The sequence below is a fragment of the uncultured Chryseobacterium sp. genome (assembly GCF_936933875.1).
In the GTDB taxonomy this organism is placed as follows: domain Bacteria; phylum Bacteroidota; class Bacteroidia; order Flavobacteriales; family Weeksellaceae; genus CAKZIK01.
Genome location: NZ_CAKZIK010000068.1, coordinates 39,758 through 62,227, shown reverse-complemented (window position 1 = coordinate 62,227; position 22,470 = coordinate 39,758). Strand labels below are relative to the sequence as shown.

Sequence of the window (22,470 nt, the reverse complement as noted above, 5' to 3'; positions counted from 1 at the left end):
AAAAGGTAAAAGATACAAGAAACACCATCTTGTATCTTTTTTTATTTAAAGAAAGGATTGTAATCCTTCTCGAAACCTATTGTTGTGGGATTTCCGTGTCCGCTGAAAACCTGAGTTTCCGGGTCGAGAACAAAAAGTTTCGTTTTAATTCCATCAATCAACTGTTCATAATTCCCTTTGTATAAATCGGTTCTGCCGATACTTCCTTCAAACAAAACATCGCCCGAAATAATAAATTTCTGATTTTCGTTGTGATACACCACGCTTCCCGGAGAATGTCCCGGAACATGATAAATTTTGAACTTCTCACCGTCGAAATCCAATTCGTCACCTTCTGAAATCCTTGTTGTTTCAACATTGATGGGTTTTAACGTTAATCCAAAACGGTTTCCTGACATTGGGAACATTTCCAGTACAATTTCGTCTTCCTCATGAAGATAAACCGGAACTTTAAATTTATCTACAGCCCATTGCAAACCCATTACATGATCGATGTGACCGTGCGTTAAAACAATTTTTGTGATGTTGAGTTCTTTTTTCTCAATAAATTTTTCGAGTGCTTCGGTTTCTTTCTCCGTATAATTTCCTGGGTCGATAAGCCAAGCATTTTTATTCTGATTATACAGAACATAAGTATTTTCTGATGCGAAATTAAAGACGAAAGCCTGAAGCTGAAACATAGTGTAGAATTTGCCTCAAAAATACGATTTTGGTGTGATTTTCGTTATCTTCGTGAAGATGAAATATTTAAGTGTATTTTTTGTTTTTTGCAGTATTTTAGGTTTTAGTCAGGACATTAGAAGTATTCAGCTTTTTAATCCTCAAACCAATGATGAAACGCCGGTTATCAATTTTAATGAACAGCTGGTTCTTCGTTTTGATGACCTTTCCAACCAAAGTACAGTTTACCGATACACAATTAAACATTTCGACCGAAACTGGAACGACGACGGCCTTTTTTTCACTGAATATGCTACCGGAAATTTGAATGGCTTGATTGACAATTTCCAGTATTCTTTCAACACTTTTCAGAAGTACACCAATTATACTTTAACCTTTCCGAATGATAAGATACGTCCGAAAATTTCAGGGAATTTTGAATTGATTGTTTACAAAGATTCAGCAGATAAACCTCTTTTTACAAGACGTTTCTGCGTGGTTGAAAATGGAGCAACTGTTGGTTTAAAAATATCCAGAACTTCAGATTCCAGAAATCCGGAAATCAACCAGCGTGTGGAAGTTCAGGCAGTTGGAAACGGTGCAGATTTCAGTTCGAATTTAAATTCTTTAAGCTTGAATGTTGTTCAGAATAACAACTGGAACGAAGGAATCTTCAATCTTAAACCTTCTTCTACATTAGGAAACCGAGTTCTTTTCCAGCAATTAAATCTTTCTTTTCCCGGAAATAATGAGTTTTATTATTTCGACAATAAAATCATCAATCAACCTTTCGATATGGTTGCCGGAGCAGAAAATATTGACGGTGTTAATTACACTTACCTTCATCCTGTTTGGGCTTTTCCTTTAAATTATCAATACCAACCCGACGTAAACGGCGCCTTTTATTTCAGAAGAAATGATTTGGGAATTGAACGTTCCGCCGACAAAGAAGCAGACTATTCCTGGGTTTATTTCTCACTGGATTCTGAGAAAACTGATAAGGAAATTTATGTTTTGGGCGCTTTTAACAATTTTGTTCCATCCAAAGAAAATCAAATGTTTTACGATGAATCATCCAAGAAATATGTTGCTAAAATCTTTCTGAAACAAGGTTTTTACAATTATATACTCGCCACTAAAAACGCCGATGGAACTTTAAATTTCGGAGAGATTAACGGTAATTTCTGGCAAACCGAAAACCTTTACCAAGCTTTTCTTTATTACAAATCTTTCGGTAAAAACTACGATGGATTGATAGGTTATGGCGAGTTTCGGACTCAGGTTCGCTAAGCTAAAAACCTGCAGAAAAAATTCCGCACATTTTCCATAATGACTCCTTACACATAAGCTAAAGATCTGAAAACTAATAGAAAAAAAAGGGGATGTAGTGGAAGTGGATTATACCAAATAAAACTGATTGATTTTTTCTTCGCAAAGCGTTTTCACCACTTCAATCCATCGGTCTTCGTCATTCAAGCATGGCAAATAATTGAAATTTTCGCCTCCCGCATGAAGAAATTCTTCTTTCCCTTCAACAGAAATCTCTTCCAACGTTTCCAGACAGTCCGATACAAAAGCCGGACAACAAATTGCTAGATTTTTCACGCCTTTTTTGGGAAGATTCTCCAAAGTTTCGTCCGTGTAAGGCTCAATCCATTTATCTTTTCCTAAACGAGACTGAAATGAAACAACCGTTTTTTCTTTTGGAATTCCAAGTTTTTCAATAACCAGTTCAGTTGTTTTGTAACATTGATGGCGGTAACAGAATTTATGCGAAGGATTCCAATCCTGATTACAACAATCGCCAATTTTACAGGTTTTTGTTGGGTCGGTTTTATACAAATGTCTCTCGGGAACGCCATGATAAGAGAACTGAAGCGCATCAAAATTTTCAGGTAATTTTTCGCGGATGCTTTCTGCAAGACAGTTAATGTAAATTTCTTTGTTGTAGAAAGGTTCAACATAAGCAATTTTAACGTTAGGAAACTTCGCTTTTCTAACTTCTTCCGCTTTCTCCACCACCGTTTCGGTTGTACTCATCGCGTATTGTGGATACAAAGGAAAAAGAACAATTTCTGTAACGCCCTGTTCTACCAGTTTTTTGATACCATTTTCGATGCTGGGTTCTGCATATCTCATCCCGATTTCCACGGGAATATCCACCAATTTTTGTAATTTTTTCTGAATTTTCTCAGTAATAACAATTAAAGGTGAACCTTGGTCTGTCCAAACAGTTTTGTACGCTTCTGCGGATTTTGCGGGACGTGTTTTCAGAATAATTCCGCGAACCAAAAGGGCACGGAAAAACCAACGGTAATCTATCACGCGTTCGTCCATCAAAAATTCGTCGAGATATTCTTTTACATCTTCAACTTTTGTAGATTTTGGCGAACCGAGATTAACAAGTAAAATTCCTTTCTTATTCATGAGTAATGAGTAATAAGTAATGGATGATTATTCATCACCCATTGCTAATTGCTTATGATTATCCGTTAACAGCTTCTACTTTTTCAACCAAATCCGGAACAAACTGTTTCAGAATATTTTCGATACCGTTTTTAAGCGTCGCCGTAGAACTTGGGCAACCTGAACATGCACCTTGAAGCAACATTTTCGCTGTTTTGCTGTCTTCGTCATATTCCATCAGAGAAATTTTGCCGCCGTCGTTTTCTACAGCCGGAGCAACGTATTCATTCAGAATATCAGAAATTTTAAGTTCGTTATCGGTATAATCTCTGTTGATAATTTTTTCTACAGGATTTTCGTGTTTTTGAGCTTCAATTTCAGCCACTTTATTTCCTGCCTGAAGATATTCCGCAATAAAAGCTCTTACCGGAACCATCACTTCATGCCACTGTACAGAATCGTCTTTAGTAACAGCCACAAAATTATCGGAGATAAAAATTTCTTTCGCAAACTCGAATTCATCAAAAATCGCTTTCGCTAATGGAACTCCCGCTGCTTCTTCTCGGGATTTTACTTCAAGGAAACCTTCAATTATAAATCGCTGCGCAACAAATTTCATTACCGCAGGATTTGGCGTCATTTCAGCATAAATCTGGTAAAGTTCTCTTTTTTTCTGAAGGTAAATTCTTGGGTTAGCCAAAAGCTCGTCTTCAATAATATTTTTTAAACTTTCAGAAACGTGTTCCCATTCTACAGAATCCTGTTTCGCTACTGCCACAAAATTAGCTGTGATGAAAATTCTTTCCACAAAAGGATAATTAAAAAGTTCCTGAGCCAAAGGAATTTCGGAAATATCAGAAATTCTGTCGAGTTCCAAAGCTCCGGGAATTAGCGTGTAATCCGCAATAAACTTCATTACTTTGGGATTTTCTGTAGGCTCTATAATGATTTGTCGCATTTTATAATTAAATTTGAGTAGTGCAAAAATAAGCATTAGAAGGCAGATATCAGACATCAGATATTAGACTTTATCAATCGTTGAAATCAGCAAGAAACTTTAAACTTTGAACCTTTTGAATATGGCAATCGTTAGAGAACTTTTAGGAAAAAAACCGCAAATTGGCGATGGAACTTTTTTGGCAGAAACCGCAACTGTTGTTGGAGATGTTACCATGGGAACCGAATGCAGCATTTGGTATAACGCCGTAATTCGGGGCGATGTTCACTACATCAAAATGGGCAACAAAGTGAATGTTCAGGACAACGCAATGCTTCACTGCACCTATGAAAAATTTCCGCTAAATATCGGAAACAATGTTTCTATCGGTCATAATGCGATAGTTCACGGTTGCAATATACACGATAACGTTCTGATTGGAATGGGGGCAATTGTAATGGACGATTGTCTTGTTGAAAGCAATTCTATCGTTGGAGCCGGTTCCGTTGTAACACAGGGAACTCACATCAGGTCCGGAGAAGTTTGGGGAGGAGTTCCGGCGAAAAAAATTAAAGATATTTCCTGTGAACTTTTAGAAGGTGAAGTGAACAGAATTGCGAACAATTACGTGAAATATTCTTCATGGTATAAGGAAAGTGAATAAGTGAATTGTGAAATATCAAAGTTGAATTAATTTTCAGAATTTTTAAAGTTTTTTACATATAAATCATCCCTAATTTTTTAGGTACAGATTTGGAATTCTGATTTCCAACCATGACAAAGTACCTAAAATATACTTGGGAAATTCTTAAAGAAACCTTCTCCGAATGGAACAATTCTCCGGCATCCAAAGATTCTGCGAGTATGGCGTATTATGCCATTTTTTCTTTACCCGGATTGCTCATTATTATTGTTTGGGTTGCTGGTGGATTTTTAGGTGATGAAGCGATTCGCGGCGAAATTCAGAAACAAACGGCCGGAATAATGGGTAAAGACGTTGGTGATGCCATTCAAAATCTGATTACGAGCGGCGTTCTGGACAATAAAAATGTCTGGATGAAAATTTTCGGTATCGGAACCCTTCTTTTCGGTGCTACTACCCTGTTTTTTCAAATGCAGAAATCCCTCAATGCCCTTTGGGATGTTGAAGCAGCTCCTAAAAAAGCCATCGAAAAATTTTTTTTGGATCGTGCCAACTCTTTCGGAATGATTTTAATGATAGCGTTTCTGTTGCTGATTAGCTTATTAATTACGTCCTTTATCGGCATTGCCAATGAGTGGATTACAAGACAGTTCAGCATTGAAACGTATGTCGCTCTAAATATCATGAATTTCCTGATTGGATTCATCTTCGCAACTGTACTTTTTGCATTGATTTTCAAAGTGTTACCCGACGTTGAAATTTCCTGGAAATCAGTTTGGATGGGTGCATTTATTACTTCCGTTCTGTTCGGTCTCGGAAAATTTTTGTTGGGAATTTATTTTGATATTTCGAAGCCAACTTCAGTTTTCGGCGCTGCAGGAACCATTATATTATTGATGATGTGGATCAATTATTCCTGCCAGCTGTTGTTTTTCGGGGCAGAATTCACCAAAATATTTTCAAAGAAAATGGGTTACCACATCAAACCTTCGAGACACGCCAAATGGAGTGCTACCAAAAATATTAAAGATAAACTGCCCGAAGAAGTACAGAAAAATTTTTATTGAATGCTTTCGTTGGAAGAAATAAGAACTGCTTTTCCATTTTCACATTTAACTCCGGAAGGAGGCATTACCATCATACAATCCGAAACGATGCCGTATTTTTGGTTAAAAGCAGATTGCTGTCTTGTATATTTTTGAATTTTAGGAAGAATGTCGTCCTCTTTATCTTTCGGGTAAGCCAAATAAGAAGCAGGACCACCACAAGCCTTAGAACCTATTGGTGAAATCCTCCAATCTTCAGCATTAGTACAAGTTTGAGCATTAATTAAATCATCAATTTCCGCCCTTAATTTCGATAAATCTTCATTGTCTTTTTCCTGAGAATTATTTTTCACAGGCTTCTGGGAAATATCTTTTGGCAAAGTATCATCAGGTTCAACTGATTTTTTGGATTTGCAGGCAGCGAGCGACAAAAGTGCGATTCCGAAAACGGCGATGATTTTCATTCGAGATAATTTTCCTCAACATCAGCAAAAATGTTGCCTTTTTTGCGAAAAAATATAGCAAATTTTCAAAATCCTATTCTTTTCATTTTTTTTAAATTTGAACAATGAATGATTCTCTGTTCAATTTAGCAGAACACACCAACCGAAGCATATTTCTTACCGGAAAAGCCGGAACTGGAAAAACCACTTTCCTCAACGATTTTGTGAAACGCACCCGCAAAAAACATATCGTTGTGGCTCCCACCGGAATTGCCGCCATTAATGCTGGAGGTGTAACCATTCATTCGATGTTTGGGCTGCCTTTGAGAACATTTTTGCCAACAACAGAGCGCATCGATGGAAATTTGGGGAACAATATTGCTGATTTGATGCATCATTTCAAATATCGAAAAGACAAACTGAAACTGCTGCGCGAAATTGAAATTATCATTATCGATGAAGTTTCAATGCTTCGGGCTGATGTTTTGGATATGATGGATTTTTCTTTGCGCCATGTCCGAAGAAATCAGCAGAAGTTTGGTGGAGTTCAAATGTTGTTTATCGGAGATTTATATCAGCTTCCACCGGTTGTTCGGGACGAATATGTTTTGAGCCAATACTACAAATCGCCGTTTTTCTTTGACAGTTTAGCTTTGCAGGAACTTCCTTTAATTACGCTTGAACTCACCACAGTTTACCGACAGAAAGACGAGAAATTTCTTGAAATCCTCAACGAAATCCGCGATGGAGAAATTGGTGATATCGATTTTGAAACTTTAAATGAACGTTACATTCCGGATTTTGAACCGAAAGATGAAGCCTACGTTTATCTTACTTCGCATAACCGAATGGCAGATGAAATCAACCAGAAAAAACTGGCCGAACTTCCCGGAAAAATTCATCAGTTTAAAGCTGCAATAACCGGAGATTTCAACGAAAACCAATATCCAAACGACGAAGTTTTAGAATTGAAAGTTGGCGCTCAGATTATGTTTATCCGAAATGACGCTAGTAATGAAAAACGTTATTTCAATGGAAAATTGGCCGAAATTGTTGATATCGACAACAATGAAATTACCGTTCTTATCGATGGCGACGACGAAATTTACAAGCTCAAAAAAGAAACCTGGGACCAAAAACGTTACACTTTAGGCGAGGACAAAAGCATTCAGGAAGATGTTTTAGGAAGTTTCGTTCAGTATCCGATTCGTTTGGCATGGGCGGTAACAATTCACAAATCACAAGGTTTAACTTTTGACCGACTCATTATTGATGCCGGAAAGTCTTTTGCTTCAGGCCAGGTTTATGTTGCGCTTTCGCGCTGCCGAACTTTAGAAGGAATTGTTTTAAAATCGAAAATTACGCCCGAAGTTATTTTTGCTGATAAAAGAGTTTCAAAATTTCAGGACGAAACCCATGCAAACGACCGTGTTGAAGAAATTCTGAACATTGAAAAATACGACTACAGCATCCAGAAAATTATCAACAGATTGGATAACCGTTGGTTTTCATTGGCTTTAGAAACTTGGTATTCGAATGCGAGAATCAGTAAGTTTTTGGATAAAGACAAAGCAAAATTTTTGTATGATGCCATTAAACCTCAAGCGCAAAACTTCAACGGAATTTATGAAAAATTTGAAAAAATAATTCGTCAGAAAACGCAGAAATTCATTTCCGGAAACGAAGATTGGAACGAAGTTGAAAGCAAAGCAAAAGGCGCTGTAAATTTCTTTTTCAAAAACGTAAATGAAAAAATATTCAATCCTTTAAAAGAATTTTATGCCGAAACAAAAGGCGTAAAAGGTTTGAAACAGTACAACGAAGATTTTCGCGTTATCCTCGATGATTTGGAAGATTATCTGAAAGATTTAAAAACGTTGTATCTTCTGGAAACCAAGCTTTTCGACGAAGCAAACGATGTGCAAATTACTTCAAAAGTTGCAAAAGTTCCGTCGCAGGTTCTCAGCTTTCAGCTTTTTGAAGAAGGAAAAACGATTCCTGAAATCGCCAAAGAACGCGGTTTGGTAACCGAAACCATTTACGGACATCTCGCTAAATTTGCTGAACAGGGATTGTTGGATTTAAACCGAATTTTCGCAAAGGAAAAGATTGAAATCTTCCAGGAAGAATTCAAAAAAAACAATCACGAAACTTTAACCGAATGGAAAAAAGCCTTGCCAAATGATTTTGAATTCAACGAAATCCGGTTACTGCAAAACCATTTTGTTTATCAAAAAGAAAAGAAGAATTCTGAATAATTTTTATAGATTTTAATGAGGAATTTTCCATTTGGGTCGCAATTAAGACGTAATCTTCGCCTGTAGTAAATGCTTAAATGAGTATTAAAACCGCTAAAACAATCCAAATAATGATGACTGAAAAAATAAAATCGATGATGTAGTTAACAAAACGAACCCGCTTTTCAGATTTGTTTCGTTCGGCAATTCTGGAGATTTGTGTCATAAAGTTTTCAATTAGTTTTTTTACATTCCCTGCACCAACAGTTTCAATTGGGCATCGGTATCAATCACAGCTGTGATTCCTGACGAATTTAGTAAAATTTTCGAAGGTTTTAGACTAAAAACTTTCCCCTGCATTTTCAGACCTTTGTAATATTCTTTATTGAAGGCTTCTTCGATACTTTGTTTGGAGGAATCTTCAATTTCAGCAGTTGGAATTCCGTATTCATCCTGAATCATTTTCACGATTTTGCCCTGAAAAAGAAGCGTAGCTGTTTTCTGCAGAATATTTTTTGTTTTGAGTTTGAAATTGGTGTCTGAAAGAACGATTTTTCTTTTCAAAACATCATAAACAGGAATTCCGGAAATAAAAGAAGTTCCACTGACAGCGCCTTCCGTTGCGGCTTCAATCATAATTCGGTCTTCGTCACGATAAACTTTGATATCCGTAATTTTCACTTTTGATTTTCCTTCGCGGAAATCGAATTCTTTATTCAGAAACATGCTTTTTGCAATCGCCGTCGCTTCAGAAAAAGGAATATTTGCAGTAGTTTGAAGCAGAAATTTCTGTGGCAGATTCTGAATCGAATTAAAGTTCGCAACATTTTTAATTAAAGGCGAAGCTGCAGGTTTTTGTCCCGTAAAAGTCTCAGAATAAGCATCAATCCCAATGTTCGCATCAATCGCGTTTCCGTAAAAAGTTAGCGGCGTAATGTTCACACTTACCGGTGTAATTTTCAACCATGTATTATACTCCTCCGAAATATGAAACGGCTGCGAAAACTGATTCCAAGCCATAATGGCGTATTGCTGGAAATTTAGTTGTTTCGACATCATTTCGTCCATAGTTTTGCAGAAATCAGCCTGTTGTTTTTTCAGGTTCGTTTCCACCAAAGTGGTGATGGGAATTTTAATTTTTCCGTAATCCAAAACGGGTTTTGTTACCCATTTAAAACCATTCGGTGAAGTTTTGGTCATCACCGTCCAGTTGTTCAGAAATGAAATCTGTGAGTTGAAATACATCACCGTTTCGAACGTGGTGTTTTGGTAAGAATAAACACCCAAAGTTCCGACGCCTTTTTCAGCCCAAATTTTTAGTGGAACTTCAATCAATAAATTTTGTTTCGTTCCTCCAACCAATCTGATTGGACGTGTTTTCCAAACTTTAATTTTGAATTGGTCGTTATCGTTATCCGTGTACGAATTGTCTTCGTAAATGAGTTCTTTCACAGAAGCGTTCACAATATTTCCTACTTCGGAAAGCGGAATGCGAACTGGCATTGTGAGCGAAGATTTGATTTTAGGGAAATCGTAAACCGCAGTTTGCTGTGCAACAATTTTCAAAGTGAAAATCAGCACGAAAAAGGTAAAATATTTTTTCATCTTTTATCTCAAACTCTTTTCCATTTCCACACTTACGCCTTTCATTTCGCCTTTCATCGGTGGATTTGTTTTGGTAAGTTTTATCTTGATGAACGTAATTCCGGGAAAAGTATTTTCCAGTTTTTTGAAAATTCTTCCAATGACGTGTTCCAATAATTCGGAAGGTGTTTTCATTTCTTCGTGAAGAATATCATTGACCAAAGCATAGTTCACAGTATCATTTAAATCATCTGTATCCGCAGCTTTCCAAAGATCGGCATGAAGTTCAACATTCAGCAAATAATAAGTTCCGACGATTTTTTCTTCGGGAAGAACACCGTGATAAGCGTAGATTTTAAGGTCTTCGAGGATGATTTTTGAAGTCATGGTTTGGCTATAAAAAAAACTTTGTCAAAGATTTTAAAACTTTGACAAAGTGGTGTATGTTTTTATTTGATTGATTTTGAAAGTTCGAGCATTTCTTCAATTGGCTTTAATGCTTTCAGGCGAAGTTCTTCATCGATAAGGATTTCAGGAAGTTCATACTTCATGCACAGATAAAGCTTTTCCATCGTGTTGCGTTTCATGTAGAAACATTCGGAACAATTGCAGCTTTCATCAAAAACCAAAGCCGGAATTAACGTTTTGTGCGGAGCACGTTTTTTCATTTCGTGCAGAATTCCTTCTTCTGTGGCCACGATAAATTTGGTTGCTTCATCTTTTTCGACATAATTCAGCAAAGCTGATGTTGAACCGATGAAATGTGCCAAATCGAGAACAGGAGTTTCAGATTCGGGGTGTGCAATCAATTTTGCATCCGGATTTTCAGCCAATTGTTGCGCTATTCTTTCCATGGAAAATGCTTCGTGAACGATACAGCTTCCGTCCCACAAAATCATGTCGCGACCGGTTTTTTTAGAAAGATATCTTCCCAAATTTTTGTCCGGTGCGAAAATAATCGGACGGTCTTGCGGAAGCGCATTAATAATCGTTTCTGCATTGGAACTTGTTACAATAATGTCGGATTCTGCTTTAGTTTCCGCATTACAGTTGATGTAAGTTGCGATGAGAGCATTCGGATGTTTTTCACGCATTGCTCTCAAACCTTCACCACTACAACCGTCTGCAAGCGAACATCCGGCTTGAGTATCCGGAAGAACTACTTTTTTTGTTGGATTCAGAATTTTTGCAGCTTCTGCCATGAAATGTACTCCGCAGAACGCAATCATGTCTGCATCGGTTTCTTTTGCCTGTCTCGCCAATTGCAAAGAATCTCCAAGAAAATCAGCGATATCCTGAATTTCTGCAGGTTGATAATAATGTGCTAAAATAACAGCATTTTTTTCCTTTTTCAAATCCAAAATTGCCTGAACTAACTCTTCTCCCTGCGGAATTTTAAGGTCGTCCAGTTTTAAAAATCCTCTTACAGGAAGATTGGCTTTTGCTTTTTCTAAGGTTTCAGTGCTCATATTTTTGGTTCGTTATATTTTGTTAATTGCTTAAAGTTAAGCATTTAAAAATTGGGTAATTAAATTTTCGGTTTCCGATTTTGCAGTGTCCAAATCTGTATTCACCACAATTTTGTCGAATTCGTTTTTGAAAGTCATCTCCTCTTCTGCTTTCGCAACGCGAGTTTTGATGGTTTCTGCATCATCTGTTGCTCTTGAAATCAATCTTCGTTCCAATTCTTCAATGGAAGGAGGCATGACGAAAATCGACAAAGCTTTTTCGCCGAAATATTTTTTAAGAGAAATTCCACCTTTTACATCTACATCGAAAATAACGGCTTTTCCACTGTCCCAGATTCTTTCCACTTCGCTTTTGAGGGTTCCGTAATATTTATCGGTGTACACTTCTTCAAACTCTACAAAGGCATCTTCTGAAATTTTCTGACGGAATTTGTCAGGAGAAATAAAATGATAATCAACACCGTTTAGTTCGGTTCCGCGAGGATTTCTCGTGGTGCATGAAATGGAGAACGCGAGTTGCGGAAACTGCTCCAAAGCATGTTTTACCAAAGTTGTTTTCCCACTTCCGGAAGGTGCTGAAAATATGATAACTTTTTGCATAAATTATTTTTGAGGGCGTTTGAAAGGTTTAAATTGATTTGAATTAGTTTGAATTAGTTTGATAATATTTTTTGTTTATCAACCGAACAATTTCAAACGCTCAAACAAAAACAAACTATTCTATAAAACATTCAACGTTTGTTCCTTGATTTTTTCCAAATCGTCTTTCATCATCACCACCAGTTTCTGAATATCAGCGTGATTGGCTTTTGAACCCATCGTATTGATTTCCCGACCAATTTCCTGAGCGATGAATCCGAGTTTTTTTCCATTAAAAGATTCATTGTCCATCACCTCAACATAATATTTCAAATGCTGCGCAAGACGGACTTTTTCTTCCTGAATATCCAGTTTTTCGGTGTAATATGCCATTTCCTGATAGAAACGGGTTTCATCAATATTATCAAACTCGCCCAAAACTTTGCGGTAACGCTCTTTCACACCGTCCAAACGTACTTCTTCGAAAGGTTCAACCTGAGATAGGTAATTCTCAATATTTTTAATATTTCTTTCCAACTCCTCATGCAAAATTTGCCCTTCAGTTTTTCTGAAATTTTCGAATTTATCAATAGCGTCATTCAACAGACCGTTCAGGAAAATCCATTCATTATCGTTCAGTTCATCGGGTCTTGAAGAAATAGCTTCAGGCATTCTGATCGCCATTTTAAGGTATTCGAAATCTGGACCGTCGTTGGTAACTTTTTTCAATTCAGAAATGTAGGATTTCACCAGTTCATGGTTGATACTCACATCGTTACTGTCGTCCAAAACTTCACAATTGATATAGCAATCCACTTTTCCGCGCAACACTTTATCATTTAAAACTTTTCTGATGTCGAATTCCTTTTCTTTATAACGAAGCGGCATTTTCACATTCAGATCAAAAGATTTGCTGTTGAGCGACTTGATGTCGATGCTGATTTTTTTGCCTTCGAAAACACCTTCGGTTCTTCCGAAACCGGTCATGGATAAAATCATAGAATCATTTATTACTGCACAAAGATAATTAATTTTGATTTCTTGTTTTCATATCAAAATATGCAGAAACTAGAAGAAATTTTTATATTTGATGACACGGTTTACCACGCTCAAACCTTTTGAATATTTGGTTTTGGTAAAATAATTGCTACTTTTAGGTCATGAAAAACTTACTTCTGGCAACCACTTTTTTATCACTTTTAGCTTTACAGTGTAAAAAGGATGAAAAAATAGAAAATGTAGAACATCAAAACGCACTTCCCGTTCCTGCAGTAGATTCTTCGTTGGTAAAAAATGACTTAGAAATGAAAGCTACACCCGGAACCGACGCTTTGAAAGTCGTTCCGTTTGCTGAGAAAGCAGAACAGGGAAAAGCTGTTTTCACTTCTAATGGAAATACCGTTTTCAGTTTTAATTCAGTGAATCAAACCGGAAAAATTATCATCAACGGAACCGAATACAAACTGAACAAAATGGATTTTTCCGAAAACACCTATCATTTCTATGGTGAGAATATCGAAATCAACGCAGAAGATGGCGCTTTTGATGAAATGACTACCGATTGTATGTACGGAAGTTTTGCCGAAGTTTTTGTTACTCTCAATGGAAAACAGACTGTTCTTAGAAATGTAAAAGTTCAGGACTGTCCAAAATATTAAGCCAAAATTTTAGTGATGAAAGCAATTTTGGTGAATAATTTCGCTGCGGAAAAAGAATTTCTTGAATTTCAGCCCAGACTTTACAAAAAAGATAAAAATTACATCCGTCCTTTAGACAGGGATATTGAAGCGGTATTCGATAAAAAAAAGAACAAACTTTTTAGAACTGGAGAATGTGAAAGATTTCTTTTCGTAGATGATAACAACGAAACGGTGGGAAAAATTGCCGTTTTCATCAACAAAAAATACAAGCAGGAACAACCAACCGGAGGAATTGGTTTTTTTGATTGCATCAATGACCAAGAAACTGCCAATTTTATTTTCGGTTTTTCTAAAAACTGGCTTCAGGAACGCGGAATGGAAGCGATGGATGGCTCCATTAACTTTGGAGAGCGTGATAAATTTTGGGGCGTTCTGATGGATGGCTTTACAGAGCCTCTTTATGGAATGAACTATAACTTGCCCTATTATAAAGACCTTTTTGAAAATTACGGATTTCAGGTTTATTTCAACCAACTTTGCTATAGTAGGCCTGTTCATGCAGATGTTTCCAGGGTTTTTACGGTAATGCATGCAAAGCACTCCAAAAATCCGGCAATTACTGCAAAACCAATGAAGAAAAACCAACTTGAAAAATTTGCCAAAGATTTTACAGAAATTTACAATAAAGCCTGGGCTAGTCATGGTGAAGGAAAGCAACTTGAAGAAGCAAAGACTTTGAAAATGTTCAAAAGCATGAAGCCCATCATCAACGAACATATTTCCTGGTTTGTTTACGTAAACCAAAAACCAATTGCAATGTGGATTAACATTCCGGACGTTAACCAATGGTTTAAATACCTGAATGGAAAATTCGGCATTTGGGAAAAACTGAAATTTTTGTGGGTGAAAAAATTCTCAAAAAACACCAAAATGGTGGGGCTTGTCTTTGGGGTAATTCCTGAATGGCAAAGAACGGGAATTGACGGGTATATGATTTGGGAAGGCACCAAACATCTCAGAGAACACACCGATTTTAAAGTAACCGAACTACAGTGGATTGGTGATTTCAACCCAAAAATGATGAAAATTGCAGAAAGTTTAGACGTAAATGTTACCCGAAAATTGGCTACTTATCGATATTTATTTGATAGAGCTAAAGAATTTCAGCGCCACAAAATGCTGTAATTTCCATTTGGAATATGGATAGAAGTGAACCTAACATACCAAGCGTTGTTGAACCTCACCAATGAAGCTGATTCAAAACAAATTTCATCCTTTTAGATAAAATTTAAAATAATTCTCTCGCCACTTTCTTAATATTATCGCTCTTCCCCATCGAGTAAAAATGCAGCACAGGAACGCCGAAATCCAAAAGTTCTCTGCATTGCGCAATCGCCCATTCAATACCGATTTGTTTCACTGCGGTGTTGTCTTTCGCTTTTGTAATTTCAGAAATTAAGTCTTCCGGTAAATCAATTTTAAAGGTTTTCGGAAGCATTGAAAGATGTCTCTTCGTCGCAATAGGCTTAATTCCCGGAATAATTGGAACATTAATGCCAATTTCTCGTGCCTGTTTCACGAATTCAATGTATTTTTTATTGTCAAAAAACATTTGAGTTACTACGTAATCTGCACCTGCATCTACTTTTTCCTTCAATTTTTGCAAATCGTATTTCATAGATGGTGCTTCAATATGTTTTTCAGGATAACCTGCAACACCAATACAAAAACGATTGTCATCCGCACAATTGATATCGCCGCTTAAATATTTTCCTCGTCCCAAATCGTTGATGTGTCTCACCAAATCAATTGCGTACTGATGACCTCCTTCTGTTGGGACAAAATGGTTTTCGCCTTTCATCGCATCGCCACGAAGAGCAACTATATTATCAATTCCCAAATAAAGACAATCCACCAAAAGATATTCGGTTTCCTCCTTCGTAAAACCGCCACACAAAACGTGCGGAACCGTATCCACATCATATTTATGCTGAATTGAAGCACAAATTCCCAAAGTTCCCGGACGCATTCTTGTGATTTTACGCTCCATCAAACCATTTCCCTTTTCGATATAGACGTATTCTTCGCGAGAGGTCGTCACGTCAATAAACGGCGGATTAAATTCCATCAAAGGGTCAATATTTTTGTATAAATCTTCAATTCCTGTCCCTTTTGTCGGCGGAATTACTTCAATTGAAAACAAAGTTTTTCCGTTTGAGTTTTTTATGTGTTCTGTGATTTTCATATTTATAGATTTCAGATGTTAGACATCAGATTTCAGATTATTTTATTTAAAATTTGAGCGTGTTTTTTCTTTTGCTAAACCTTATAGCTTTCGGAAATCTATAAGGTTTTCCATCCACAAAAAACCGCGCTTTCCGTTACAAATCGAGCAACGAGATTCGCCGATTCCTTTAAAAATAAATAATAAAAGAGGTAATTCCTCGCTCCCACGGTTTTTCCAGAGCTTGCTCCGGGATTGCCAATGCAATCGCTCACGCAACAATTCGGCGTTCCAATTATTATTTATTTGATGTCGCCACTTCGTGGCTTGGTTGAAATCTCGTACTTTCATTCATTGGGCTTCACCCAATGCTAGTGATTTCACCGCTTCGCGGCTTCACAAATTCCAAATTATTTCTCTCAAGAAAGTCCGTGAAAATCTGTGAAATCTGTGCGAAAAATTACGCCAAATTCGGAGCCAACCATTTTCTTGCGAAATCCTCGTCAACTCCCTTTCTTTGAGCATAATCTTTCAACTGGTCTTCCGAAATTTTTCCAACCCCAAAATATTTAGATTTTTCATTTCCAAAATAATATCCCGAAACTGCCGCGGTTGGAAACATCGCCAATCCTGGAGTTAGCTCCAAACCGATGTTTTCTTTCACTTTCATTAATTCCCAAATGGTTTGCTTTTCCAAATGGTCCGGACAAGCCGGATAACCAGGAGCCGGACGAATTCCTAAATATTTTTCAGCGATTAAATCTTCGTTATCTAAACTTTCATCTTCAGCGTATCCCCAAAATTCGGTTCTTACCTTATGGTGTAAATATTCTGCAAATGCTTCTGCAAGTCGGTCTGAAAGAGCTTTTGCAAGAATAGCGTTATAATCATCGTGGTCATCTTTAAATTTTTTGACCAATTCATCGGTGCCAAAACCTGTCGTTACTGCAAAACATCCGATATAATCCTGTTTTCCACTTTCTTTTGGTGCGATAAAATCTGAAAGCGCGAGATAATCTTTTCCTGCAGACCTTTTCAATTGCTGACGAAGCGTGTGGAAAGTTGAAATCACCTTTCCATTTTCATCATAAACTTCGATATCATCCTGGTTTGTAGCATTTGCAGGAAAAATTCCGAAAATGGCTTTCCCAGTCAATAATTTTTCGTTTAAAATTTTATTGAGCATCTTTTTGGCGTCATTATAGACTTCTGTTGCCTGTTCTCCAACGATTTCGTCGGTCAAAATATCAGGAAATTTTCCGTGTAATTCCCAACTTCTGAAAAACGGCGACCAATCAATAAAAGGCAATAATTCTCTTAAATCCTGGTTTTCAATAATTTGAATTCCTAATTTTTTTGGCTTAAAAATTTCTTCTTTTTCCCAATCAATTTTGAATTTTTGGGCTCTCGCTTCCTCAATCGGGACATATTCTTTTTCAACTTGACGGCTCAAAAATTTTTCACGGAAATCGTCGTATTCTAATTTTAAATCAATTTGATACTGTTCAGAATTTCTGTCCAACAACTGCGAAACCACACCTACAGCACGAGAAGCGTCATTAATATGAACAACCGTATGGGAATATTTTGGCGAAATCTTCACAGCAGTATGCGCTTTGGAAGTGGTTGCACCGCCAATTAACAAAGGAAATTTTAATTTTTTTCTTTCCAATTCCGCCGCAACGTGAACCATTTCATCCAGACTCGGTGTAATTAATCCACTCAAACCAATCGCATCCACATTTTCATCAATCGCGGTCTGAATAATTTTTTCTGCAGGAACCATCACTCCCAAATCCACGATTTCATAATTGTTACAACCTAAAACTACCGCCACAATATTTTTTCCAATATCATGCACATCGCCTTTTACGGTTGCCATCAACACTTTCCCATTGGCTTTTTGGGTTTGGTCTTTTTCGGCTTCAATAAAGGGTTGCAAATAAGCCACCGCTTTTTTCATCACTCTCGCCGATTTTACCACTTGCGGAAGGAACATTTTTCCACTTCCGAAAAGATCACCAACAACGCCCATTCCTGTCATCAAATTGCCTTCAATCACATCTAAAGGTCTGGAAGTTTGTGTTCTGGCTTCTTCTACATCTTCAATAATGAAGCGGTCAATTCCTTTTACCAAAGCGTGCGTAATTCGGTCTTGCAAAGGTTCTCTTCTCCAAGCCAAATCTTCAACCACTTCTTTTTTGGTGGATTTTACTCTTTCGGAATATTCTAAAAGCCTTTCTGTGGCGTCATCTCTTCTATCCAACATTACATCTTCCACCAACTCCAATAAATCTTTTGGAATTTCGTCGTAAACTTCCAACATTGTTGGGTTAACAATTCCCATATTCATCCCCGCTTTTATGGCGTGATAAAGGAAAACGGAATGCATTGCCTCGCGAACGCTGTCATTCCCACGGAACGAAAACGAAACATTGGAAACACCGCCTGAAACCGAAACATTCGGAAGATTTTCGCGAACCCATTTTGTGGCTTCAATGAAATCTAATGCATTTCTGCGGTGCTCCTCCATTCCTGTAGCAACGGGAAAAATATTCAAATCAAAAATGATATCTTCTGATGGAAAGCCCACTTTATTAACCAAAATATCATAGGAACGCTTGCAAATTTCTATTCTGCGGTCGTAATTATCGGCTTGTCCATATTCATCAAAAGCCATTACAATTACGGCTGCACCATATCTTTTTATTTTCTTGGCGTGGTCTATAAACTCTTCTTCACCTTCTTTCAAACTGATGGAATTTACCACACACTTTCCCTGAACAACCTGCAGTCCGGCTTCCAAAATTTCCCATTTTGAGGAATCAATCATAATCGGAATTCTTGCAATATCAGGTTCGGAAGCGATTAAATTTAAAAATTTAACCATGCAATATTTCCCGTCCAAGAGTCCGTCATCAAAGTTTACATCTAGAATTTGTGCACCACCATCCACTTGATGTCTCGCAATATCCAATGCTTCCGAAAATTTTTCTTCTTTAATGAGGCGAAGAAACTTTTTGGAACCCGCAACATTGGTTCGTTCCCCGACGTTGATGAAGTTGGATTCGGGAGTCACATAAAGCGGCTCTAATCCCGATAGTTTTAATATTTTTTGATTGTTCATCATTTTTAATTTTGTTTAAAGAAGGTCTGAAAGACCTTAATCATTAACATGGGGCAAAGCCCTATGAAAAATATGTAGCGAAATTGCGAAGCCACGAAGTGGCGACATCACTAAGCAAGGGTAAAGCTTTTGGATAAATAATCCCACAGAATTGCGGAGCGCTGAAAGCGCGACATCCTAATCCCAAACATATCTTTCATCATATTCAACATCGTATTTTTTTAGAAAAGCCACAAATTCTTCTTGAAAAGATTTCTTTTTATGTTGCTCCTCTTGATTTAAAATATAATTTTTTACAATTTCTATTTCTGTTGGATTTATAGAAAAAACACCATAACCATTCTGCCAATAAAAATTTTCAAACTCCTTTCCTTTGGTTTTTATCCATTTTGAGGAATTGGTTTTTACTTTTTCAATCAAATCCATTAATGCAATTTTCTTTGATAGCAAACAAAGAATATGAATATGGTCTTTATGTCCGCCAATTTGAATAGGATTACATTCCAAATTTTTACAAATCCCACCTAAATATGAAAACAATTCTTCTTCAATTTCTTTTGAAATCAAAGGTACCCTGTGTTTCGTGCTGAAAACTATGTGGATATAAATCTTATTTAATGACTGTCCCATTTTTTTGATGTCGGTCTTTCAGACCTCCCAAATTTATTTCATTTCATTTTTCTCATAGGGCTTTACCCTATGCTGTTGATGTCGCCACTTCGTGGCTTTTCCTTTTCCTACATTTTTTATAGCGCTTCGCAATATTCTTTTGATGTCGCCACTCCGTGGCTTTTCCTTTTCCTACATTTTTTTATAGCGCTTCGCACTATTCTGTTGATGTCGCCACTTCGTGGCTTTTCCTTTTCCTACATTTTTTTCAAAGCGCTTCGCACTATGCTTTTGATATCGCCACTTTGTGGCTTTTTCTTTTCCTACAATTTTTTTTCATAGCGCTTCGCACTATGCTGTTGATGTCGCCACTTCGTGGCTTTTTCTAGATCACATCAATTAATTACCAATAAATTAGTAGATTTTCAAATTGATACATTGTTATATTGATTAATTTTCCTCGGGTTATATCCCTTCACCAATTCCGCAATTGCTTTAATATGCGGCGGTGTTGTTCCGCAACAACCACCAACAATGTTGATTAAACCTTTTTCGGCATATTCACGGATTTGTTCTGCCATAAATTCTGGTGATTCGTCGTATTGACCAAAGGCATTTGGTAATCCCGCATTTGGATACGCGGAAATATAGAAGTCAGAATTATTGGCAACTTCTTCTAAATAAGGTGTCAGTTGTTTGGCTCCTAAAGCGCAGTTAAACCCGACACTCAACAAATTCAAATGCGAAATGGAAATCAAAAATGCACCTGCGGTTTGTCCGCTCAAAGTGCGTCCTGAAGCATCGGTAATGGTACCCGAAACCATAATCGGAATTTGAATTTTTCTTTCTTCCTGAATTTCATCAATCGCAAACAGTGCGGCTTTTGCATTCAAAGTATCAAAAATAGTTTCAACCAATAAAATATCGGAACCGCCGTCTAAAAGTGCTTCTGCTTGTTGTTTGTAGGCAATTCTCAATTCATCAAAAGTAATCGCACGAAATCCTGGGTCATTCACATCGGGTGAAAGTGACGCCGTTTTGTTGGTTGGACCAATAGAACCTGCGACAAATCTTGGTTTTTCAGGATTTTTGGCGGTGAATTCGTCGCAAACTTTTCTGGCGATTTTCGCAGAATAAAAATTGAGTTCGTAAACCAAATCTTCCATGTGATAATCGGCCATGGCAATGGTTGTCCCCGAAAAAGTGTTGGTTTCTATAATGTCCGCGCCGGCTTCTAAATATTTTCGGTGAACCTCTTCAATCGCCTGTGGTTGGGTGAGCGAGAGTAAATCGTTGTTTCCTTTTAAGGGATGTTCCCAATTTTTGAATCTTTCGCCACGATAATCTTCTTCCTCAAATTTATAGCGCTGCAACATCGTTCCCATTGCTCCATCGAGAACGAGAATTCTTTCGGAAAGGGCTCTGTATAATAGTTCTGTATTTTTCATTTTTTCTAAAATCTTGTTTTATATCCGAATTTCGCAGCCCGACTTGAGCGGAGCTCTTTTTGCCGCAGCTAAGCGGAGGCAAAAAAGCGGGAGCGGAAGGCGGAAAAAGCTGCCCAAATTATTTTAATCCAACGCCTGTTTTAAATCGTTAATAATGTCTTCCACATTTTCCAAACCTACGGAACAGCGCACTAAACCGGCAGAAATTCCAACCTCGTTTCTTTCCTCATCAGATAATTTTGAATGCGTTGTAGAGGCAGGATGCGTGACAATCGTTCTTGTATCTCCCAAATTGGCGGAAAGGGAAGCCATTTTGATTTTGTTCAGAAAATTTCGGCCGCCTTCGATGCCGCCTTTTACTTCGAAAGCGACGATGTTTCCACCCAATTTCATTTGCTTTTTGGCAATTTCATAACTTGGATGTGATTTCAGGAAAGGATATCTCACAAATTCCACATTCGGATGAGTTTCCAAAAATTCGGCGACTTTCAAAGCGTTTTCGCAATGTTTTTCTACGCGAACGGCCAAAGTTTCTAAACTTTTGCTCAAAACCCAAGCATTGAAAGGTGAAAGCGAAGGTCCGGTTAAACGGGAAAACGAATAAATTTCCTGAATTAAATCTTTTCTTCCAACTGCAACTCCACCCAAAACACGACCTTGACCATCAATTAATTTTGTTGCGGAATGCACGACAACATCGGCTCCATATTTTATTGGTTGCTGCAAATACGGTGTTGCAAAGCAATTATCTACGATGAAAATCAAGTTGTGTTTCTTGGCCAAATTTCCATAAAATTCTAAATCTAAAATCTCAATCGCAGGATTGGTCGGCGTTTCGAGATAGAGAATTTTGGTATTGGGTTGAATTAAACTTTCAACCTCAGCGGAATTTTCAGCTTTAAAATAAGTATAATCAATATTCCATTTTGGAAAATATTTGGTGAATAAAGCATGCGTCGCTCCAAAAACCGACTGACAACTCAAAACATGATCTCCGGAATTCAGCAAAGCCATGAAAGTAGAATAAATCGAAGCCATTCCTGTTGCGAAAGCGTAACCTGCTTCCGCTCCCTCCATTTTTACAATTTTTTCGATGAATTCGTTTGTATTCGGGTTGCTGTAACGGCTGTAAAGATTTTTTTCTTTCTCTTCGGCAAAACTTGCGCGCATGTCTTCGGCATCCTCAAACACGAAACTGGAAGTCAAATATAAAGGTGTGGAATGTTCATCAAACTGACTTCGCTCGGTTTGGGTTCGTATTGCTGAAGTTTCGAAATTGGTTATCGGTTGATGGTTATCGGTTGACGGTTGACTCATGGTATTTTTTTTTTCTGATTTTATCCACATTGGTTTTACCAATGATTTTTTTCGATTAATTTCCTTTGGTTGCACCAACGGCTATTCAAATTTGACCACTT

20 protein-coding genes are annotated in these 22,470 nt (G+C 37.4%); 6 read left to right on the top strand and 14 right to left on the bottom strand.

What is annotated here, in order from left to right; genetic code table 11:
• Positions 1-41: 41 nt before the first annotated feature.
• On the bottom strand, positions 42-680 hold the full coding sequence (locus Q0252_RS09445; protein ID WP_297985618.1) for an MBL fold metallo-hydrolase: 639 nt from the start codon (positions 678-680) through the stop codon (positions 42-44).
• A gap of 58 nt (positions 681-738) precedes the next feature.
• On the opposite strand from Q0252_RS09445, the gene Q0252_RS09440 reads away from it, so the two are divergent.
• A complete protein-coding gene (locus Q0252_RS09440; RefSeq protein ID WP_297985616.1) occupies positions 739-1,950 on the top strand; it encodes a type IX secretion system plug protein domain-containing protein in 1,212 nt (403 codons plus the stop codon).
• 108 nt (positions 1,951-2,058) lie between these two features.
• On the opposite strand, the gene hemH is transcribed toward Q0252_RS09440, so the two are convergent.
• The gene (gene hemH / locus Q0252_RS09435; RefSeq protein WP_297985614.1) at positions 2,059-3,087 is read right to left on the bottom strand and encodes a ferrochelatase; all 1,029 of its coding nucleotides are present in this window, start codon (positions 3,085-3,087) and stop codon (positions 2,059-2,061) included.
• Positions 3,088-3,145: 58 nt separating this feature from the next.
• Complete coding sequence (locus Q0252_RS09430) at positions 3,146-4,024, bottom strand: NifU family protein (protein WP_297985612.1); 879 nt, start codon at positions 4,022-4,024, stop codon at positions 3,146-3,148.
• Positions 4,025-4,145: 121 nt separating this feature from the next.
• On the opposite strand from Q0252_RS09430, the gene Q0252_RS09425 reads away from it, so the two are divergent.
• A complete protein-coding gene (locus Q0252_RS09425) occupies positions 4,146-4,667 on the top strand; it encodes a gamma carbonic anhydrase family protein (protein WP_297985610.1) in 522 nt (173 codons plus the stop codon).
• A gap of 110 nt (positions 4,668-4,777) precedes the next feature.
• The gene (locus Q0252_RS09420; RefSeq protein ID WP_297985608.1) at positions 4,778-5,713 is read left to right on the top strand and encodes a YihY/virulence factor BrkB family protein; all 936 of its coding nucleotides are present in this window, start codon (positions 4,778-4,780) and stop codon (positions 5,711-5,713) included.
• Here Q0252_RS09420 and Q0252_RS09415 read toward each other — a convergent pair.
• Complete coding sequence (locus Q0252_RS09415; RefSeq protein ID WP_297985606.1) at positions 5,707-6,156, bottom strand: hypothetical protein; 450 nt, start codon at positions 6,154-6,156, stop codon at positions 5,707-5,709. The genes Q0252_RS09420 and Q0252_RS09415 overlap by 7 nt on opposite strands.
• 104 nt (positions 6,157-6,260) lie before the next feature.
• On the opposite strand from Q0252_RS09415, the gene Q0252_RS09410 reads away from it, so the two are divergent.
• Positions 6,261-8,393 carry a helix-turn-helix domain-containing protein gene (locus tag Q0252_RS09410; RefSeq protein ID WP_297985605.1) on the top strand — a complete coding sequence of 711 codons (2,133 nt, stop codon included), beginning with the start codon at positions 6,261-6,263 and terminating at the stop codon, positions 8,391-8,393.
• Between the two features lie 225 nt (positions 8,394-8,618).
• On the opposite strand, the gene Q0252_RS09405 is transcribed toward Q0252_RS09410, so the two are convergent.
• From Q0252_RS09405 to Q0252_RS09385, 5 genes are all read right to left on the bottom strand, one after another.
• Positions 8,619-9,977, bottom strand: a complete 1,359-nt coding sequence (locus tag Q0252_RS09405) for a DUF4403 family protein (RefSeq protein ID WP_297985604.1) — start codon at positions 9,975-9,977, stop codon at positions 8,619-8,621.
• Between the two features lie 3 nt (positions 9,978-9,980).
• Positions 9,981-10,343 (bottom strand): dihydroneopterin aldolase, encoded by a 363-nt coding sequence (gene folB / locus Q0252_RS09400; RefSeq protein WP_297985602.1) that lies wholly within the window; start codon positions 10,341-10,343, stop codon positions 9,981-9,983.
• Positions 10,344-10,405: 62 nt separating this feature from the next.
• On the bottom strand, positions 10,406-11,425 hold the full coding sequence (gene nadA / locus Q0252_RS09395; RefSeq protein ID WP_297985600.1) for a quinolinate synthase NadA: 1,020 nt from the start codon (positions 11,423-11,425) through the stop codon (positions 10,406-10,408).
• A gap of 36 nt (positions 11,426-11,461) precedes the next feature.
• Positions 11,462-12,025 (bottom strand): guanylate kinase, encoded by a 564-nt coding sequence (gmk, locus tag Q0252_RS09390; RefSeq protein WP_297985598.1) that lies wholly within the window; start codon positions 12,023-12,025, stop codon positions 11,462-11,464.
• A gap of 120 nt (positions 12,026-12,145) precedes the next feature.
• On the bottom strand, positions 12,146-13,003 hold the full coding sequence (locus Q0252_RS09385; protein ID WP_297985596.1) for a DUF1732 domain-containing protein: 858 nt from the start codon (positions 13,001-13,003) through the stop codon (positions 12,146-12,148).
• A gap of 161 nt (positions 13,004-13,164) precedes the next feature.
• Here Q0252_RS09385 and Q0252_RS09380 point away from each other — a divergent pair, with 161 nt between their 5' ends.
• Both Q0252_RS09380 and Q0252_RS09375 read left to right on the top strand, forming a co-directional pair.
• A complete protein-coding gene (locus Q0252_RS09380) occupies positions 13,165-13,662 on the top strand; it encodes a hypothetical protein (protein ID WP_297985594.1) in 498 nt (165 codons plus the stop codon).
• Between the two features lie 15 nt (positions 13,663-13,677).
• Entirely contained in the window at positions 13,678-14,829 is a 1,152-nt protein-coding gene (locus Q0252_RS09375; RefSeq protein WP_297985593.1) for a hypothetical protein, read from the top strand.
• Positions 14,830-14,932: 103 nt separating this feature from the next.
• Here Q0252_RS09375 and metF read toward each other — a convergent pair whose 3' ends face one another.
• The 5 genes from metF to Q0252_RS09350 all read right to left on the bottom strand — a co-directional run bounded on the left by metF (position 14,933) and on the right by Q0252_RS09350 (position 22,336).
• Positions 14,933-15,889 carry a methylenetetrahydrofolate reductase [NAD(P)H] gene (gene metF / locus Q0252_RS09370; RefSeq protein WP_297985592.1) on the bottom strand — a complete coding sequence of 319 codons (957 nt, stop codon included), beginning with the start codon at positions 15,887-15,889 and terminating at the stop codon, positions 14,933-14,935.
• Positions 15,890-16,328: 439 nt separating this feature from the next.
• On the bottom strand, positions 16,329-18,998 hold the full coding sequence (gene metH / locus Q0252_RS09365; protein ID WP_297985590.1) for a methionine synthase: 2,670 nt from the start codon (positions 18,996-18,998) through the stop codon (positions 16,329-16,331).
• A gap of 174 nt (positions 18,999-19,172) precedes the next feature.
• Positions 19,173-19,625 (bottom strand): IS200/IS605 family transposase, encoded by a 453-nt coding sequence (tnpA, locus tag Q0252_RS09360; RefSeq protein WP_297985589.1) that lies wholly within the window; start codon positions 19,623-19,625, stop codon positions 19,173-19,175.
• Between the two features lie 404 nt (positions 19,626-20,029).
• A complete protein-coding gene (locus Q0252_RS09355) occupies positions 20,030-21,052 on the bottom strand; it encodes a homocysteine S-methyltransferase family protein (protein WP_297985587.1) in 1,023 nt (340 codons plus the stop codon).
• A 123-nt stretch (positions 21,053-21,175) separates the two neighbouring features.
• A complete protein-coding gene (locus tag Q0252_RS09350; RefSeq protein ID WP_297985643.1) occupies positions 21,176-22,336 on the bottom strand; it encodes an aminotransferase class I/II-fold pyridoxal phosphate-dependent enzyme in 1,161 nt (386 codons plus the stop codon).
• Positions 22,337-22,470 lie beyond the last annotated feature (134 nt).

Coding starts and splice junctions, on each gene's coding strand:
- Q0252_RS09445 (WP_297985618.1), bottom strand. CDS start 680: ATGTTTCAGCTTCAGGCTTTCGTCTTTAATTTCGCATCAGAAAATACT.
- Q0252_RS09440 (WP_297985616.1), top strand. CDS start 739: ATGAAATATTTAAGTGTATTTTTTGTTTTTTGCAGTATTTTAGGTTTT.
- hemH (WP_297985614.1), bottom strand. CDS start 3,087: ATGAATAAGAAAGGAATTTTACTTGTTAATCTCGGTTCGCCAAAATCT.
- Q0252_RS09430 (WP_297985612.1), bottom strand. CDS start 4,024: ATGCGACAAATCATTATAGAGCCTACAGAAAATCCCAAAGTAATGAAG.
- Q0252_RS09425 (WP_297985610.1), top strand. CDS start 4,146: ATGGCAATCGTTAGAGAACTTTTAGGAAAAAAACCGCAAATTGGCGAT.
- Q0252_RS09420 (WP_297985608.1), top strand. CDS start 4,778: ATGACAAAGTACCTAAAATATACTTGGGAAATTCTTAAAGAAACCTTC.
- Q0252_RS09415 (WP_297985606.1), bottom strand. CDS start 6,156: ATGAAAATCATCGCCGTTTTCGGAATCGCACTTTTGTCGCTCGCTGCC.
- Q0252_RS09410 (WP_297985605.1), top strand. CDS start 6,261: ATGAATGATTCTCTGTTCAATTTAGCAGAACACACCAACCGAAGCATA.
- Q0252_RS09405 (WP_297985604.1), bottom strand. CDS start 9,977: ATGAAAAAATATTTTACCTTTTTCGTGCTGATTTTCACTTTGAAAATT.
- folB (WP_297985602.1), bottom strand. CDS start 10,343: ATGACTTCAAAAATCATCCTCGAAGACCTTAAAATCTACGCTTATCAC.
- nadA (WP_297985600.1), bottom strand. CDS start 11,425: ATGAGCACTGAAACCTTAGAAAAAGCAAAAGCCAATCTTCCTGTAAGA.
- gmk (WP_297985598.1), bottom strand. CDS start 12,025: ATGCAAAAAGTTATCATATTTTCAGCACCTTCCGGAAGTGGGAAAACA.
- Q0252_RS09385 (WP_297985596.1), bottom strand. CDS start 13,003: ATGATTTTATCCATGACCGGTTTCGGAAGAACCGAAGGTGTTTTCGAA.
- Q0252_RS09380 (WP_297985594.1), top strand. CDS start 13,165: ATGAAAAACTTACTTCTGGCAACCACTTTTTTATCACTTTTAGCTTTA.
- Q0252_RS09375 (WP_297985593.1), top strand. CDS start 13,678: ATGAAAGCAATTTTGGTGAATAATTTCGCTGCGGAAAAAGAATTTCTT.
- metF (WP_297985592.1), bottom strand. CDS start 15,889: ATGAAAATCACAGAACACATAAAAAACTCAAACGGAAAAACTTTGTTT.
- metH (WP_297985590.1), bottom strand. CDS start 18,998: ATGATGAACAATCAAAAAATATTAAAACTATCGGGATTAGAGCCGCTT.
- tnpA (WP_297985589.1), bottom strand. CDS start 19,625: ATGGGACAGTCATTAAATAAGATTTATATCCACATAGTTTTCAGCACG.
- Q0252_RS09355 (WP_297985587.1), bottom strand. CDS start 21,052: ATGAAAAATACAGAACTATTATACAGAGCCCTTTCCGAAAGAATTCTC.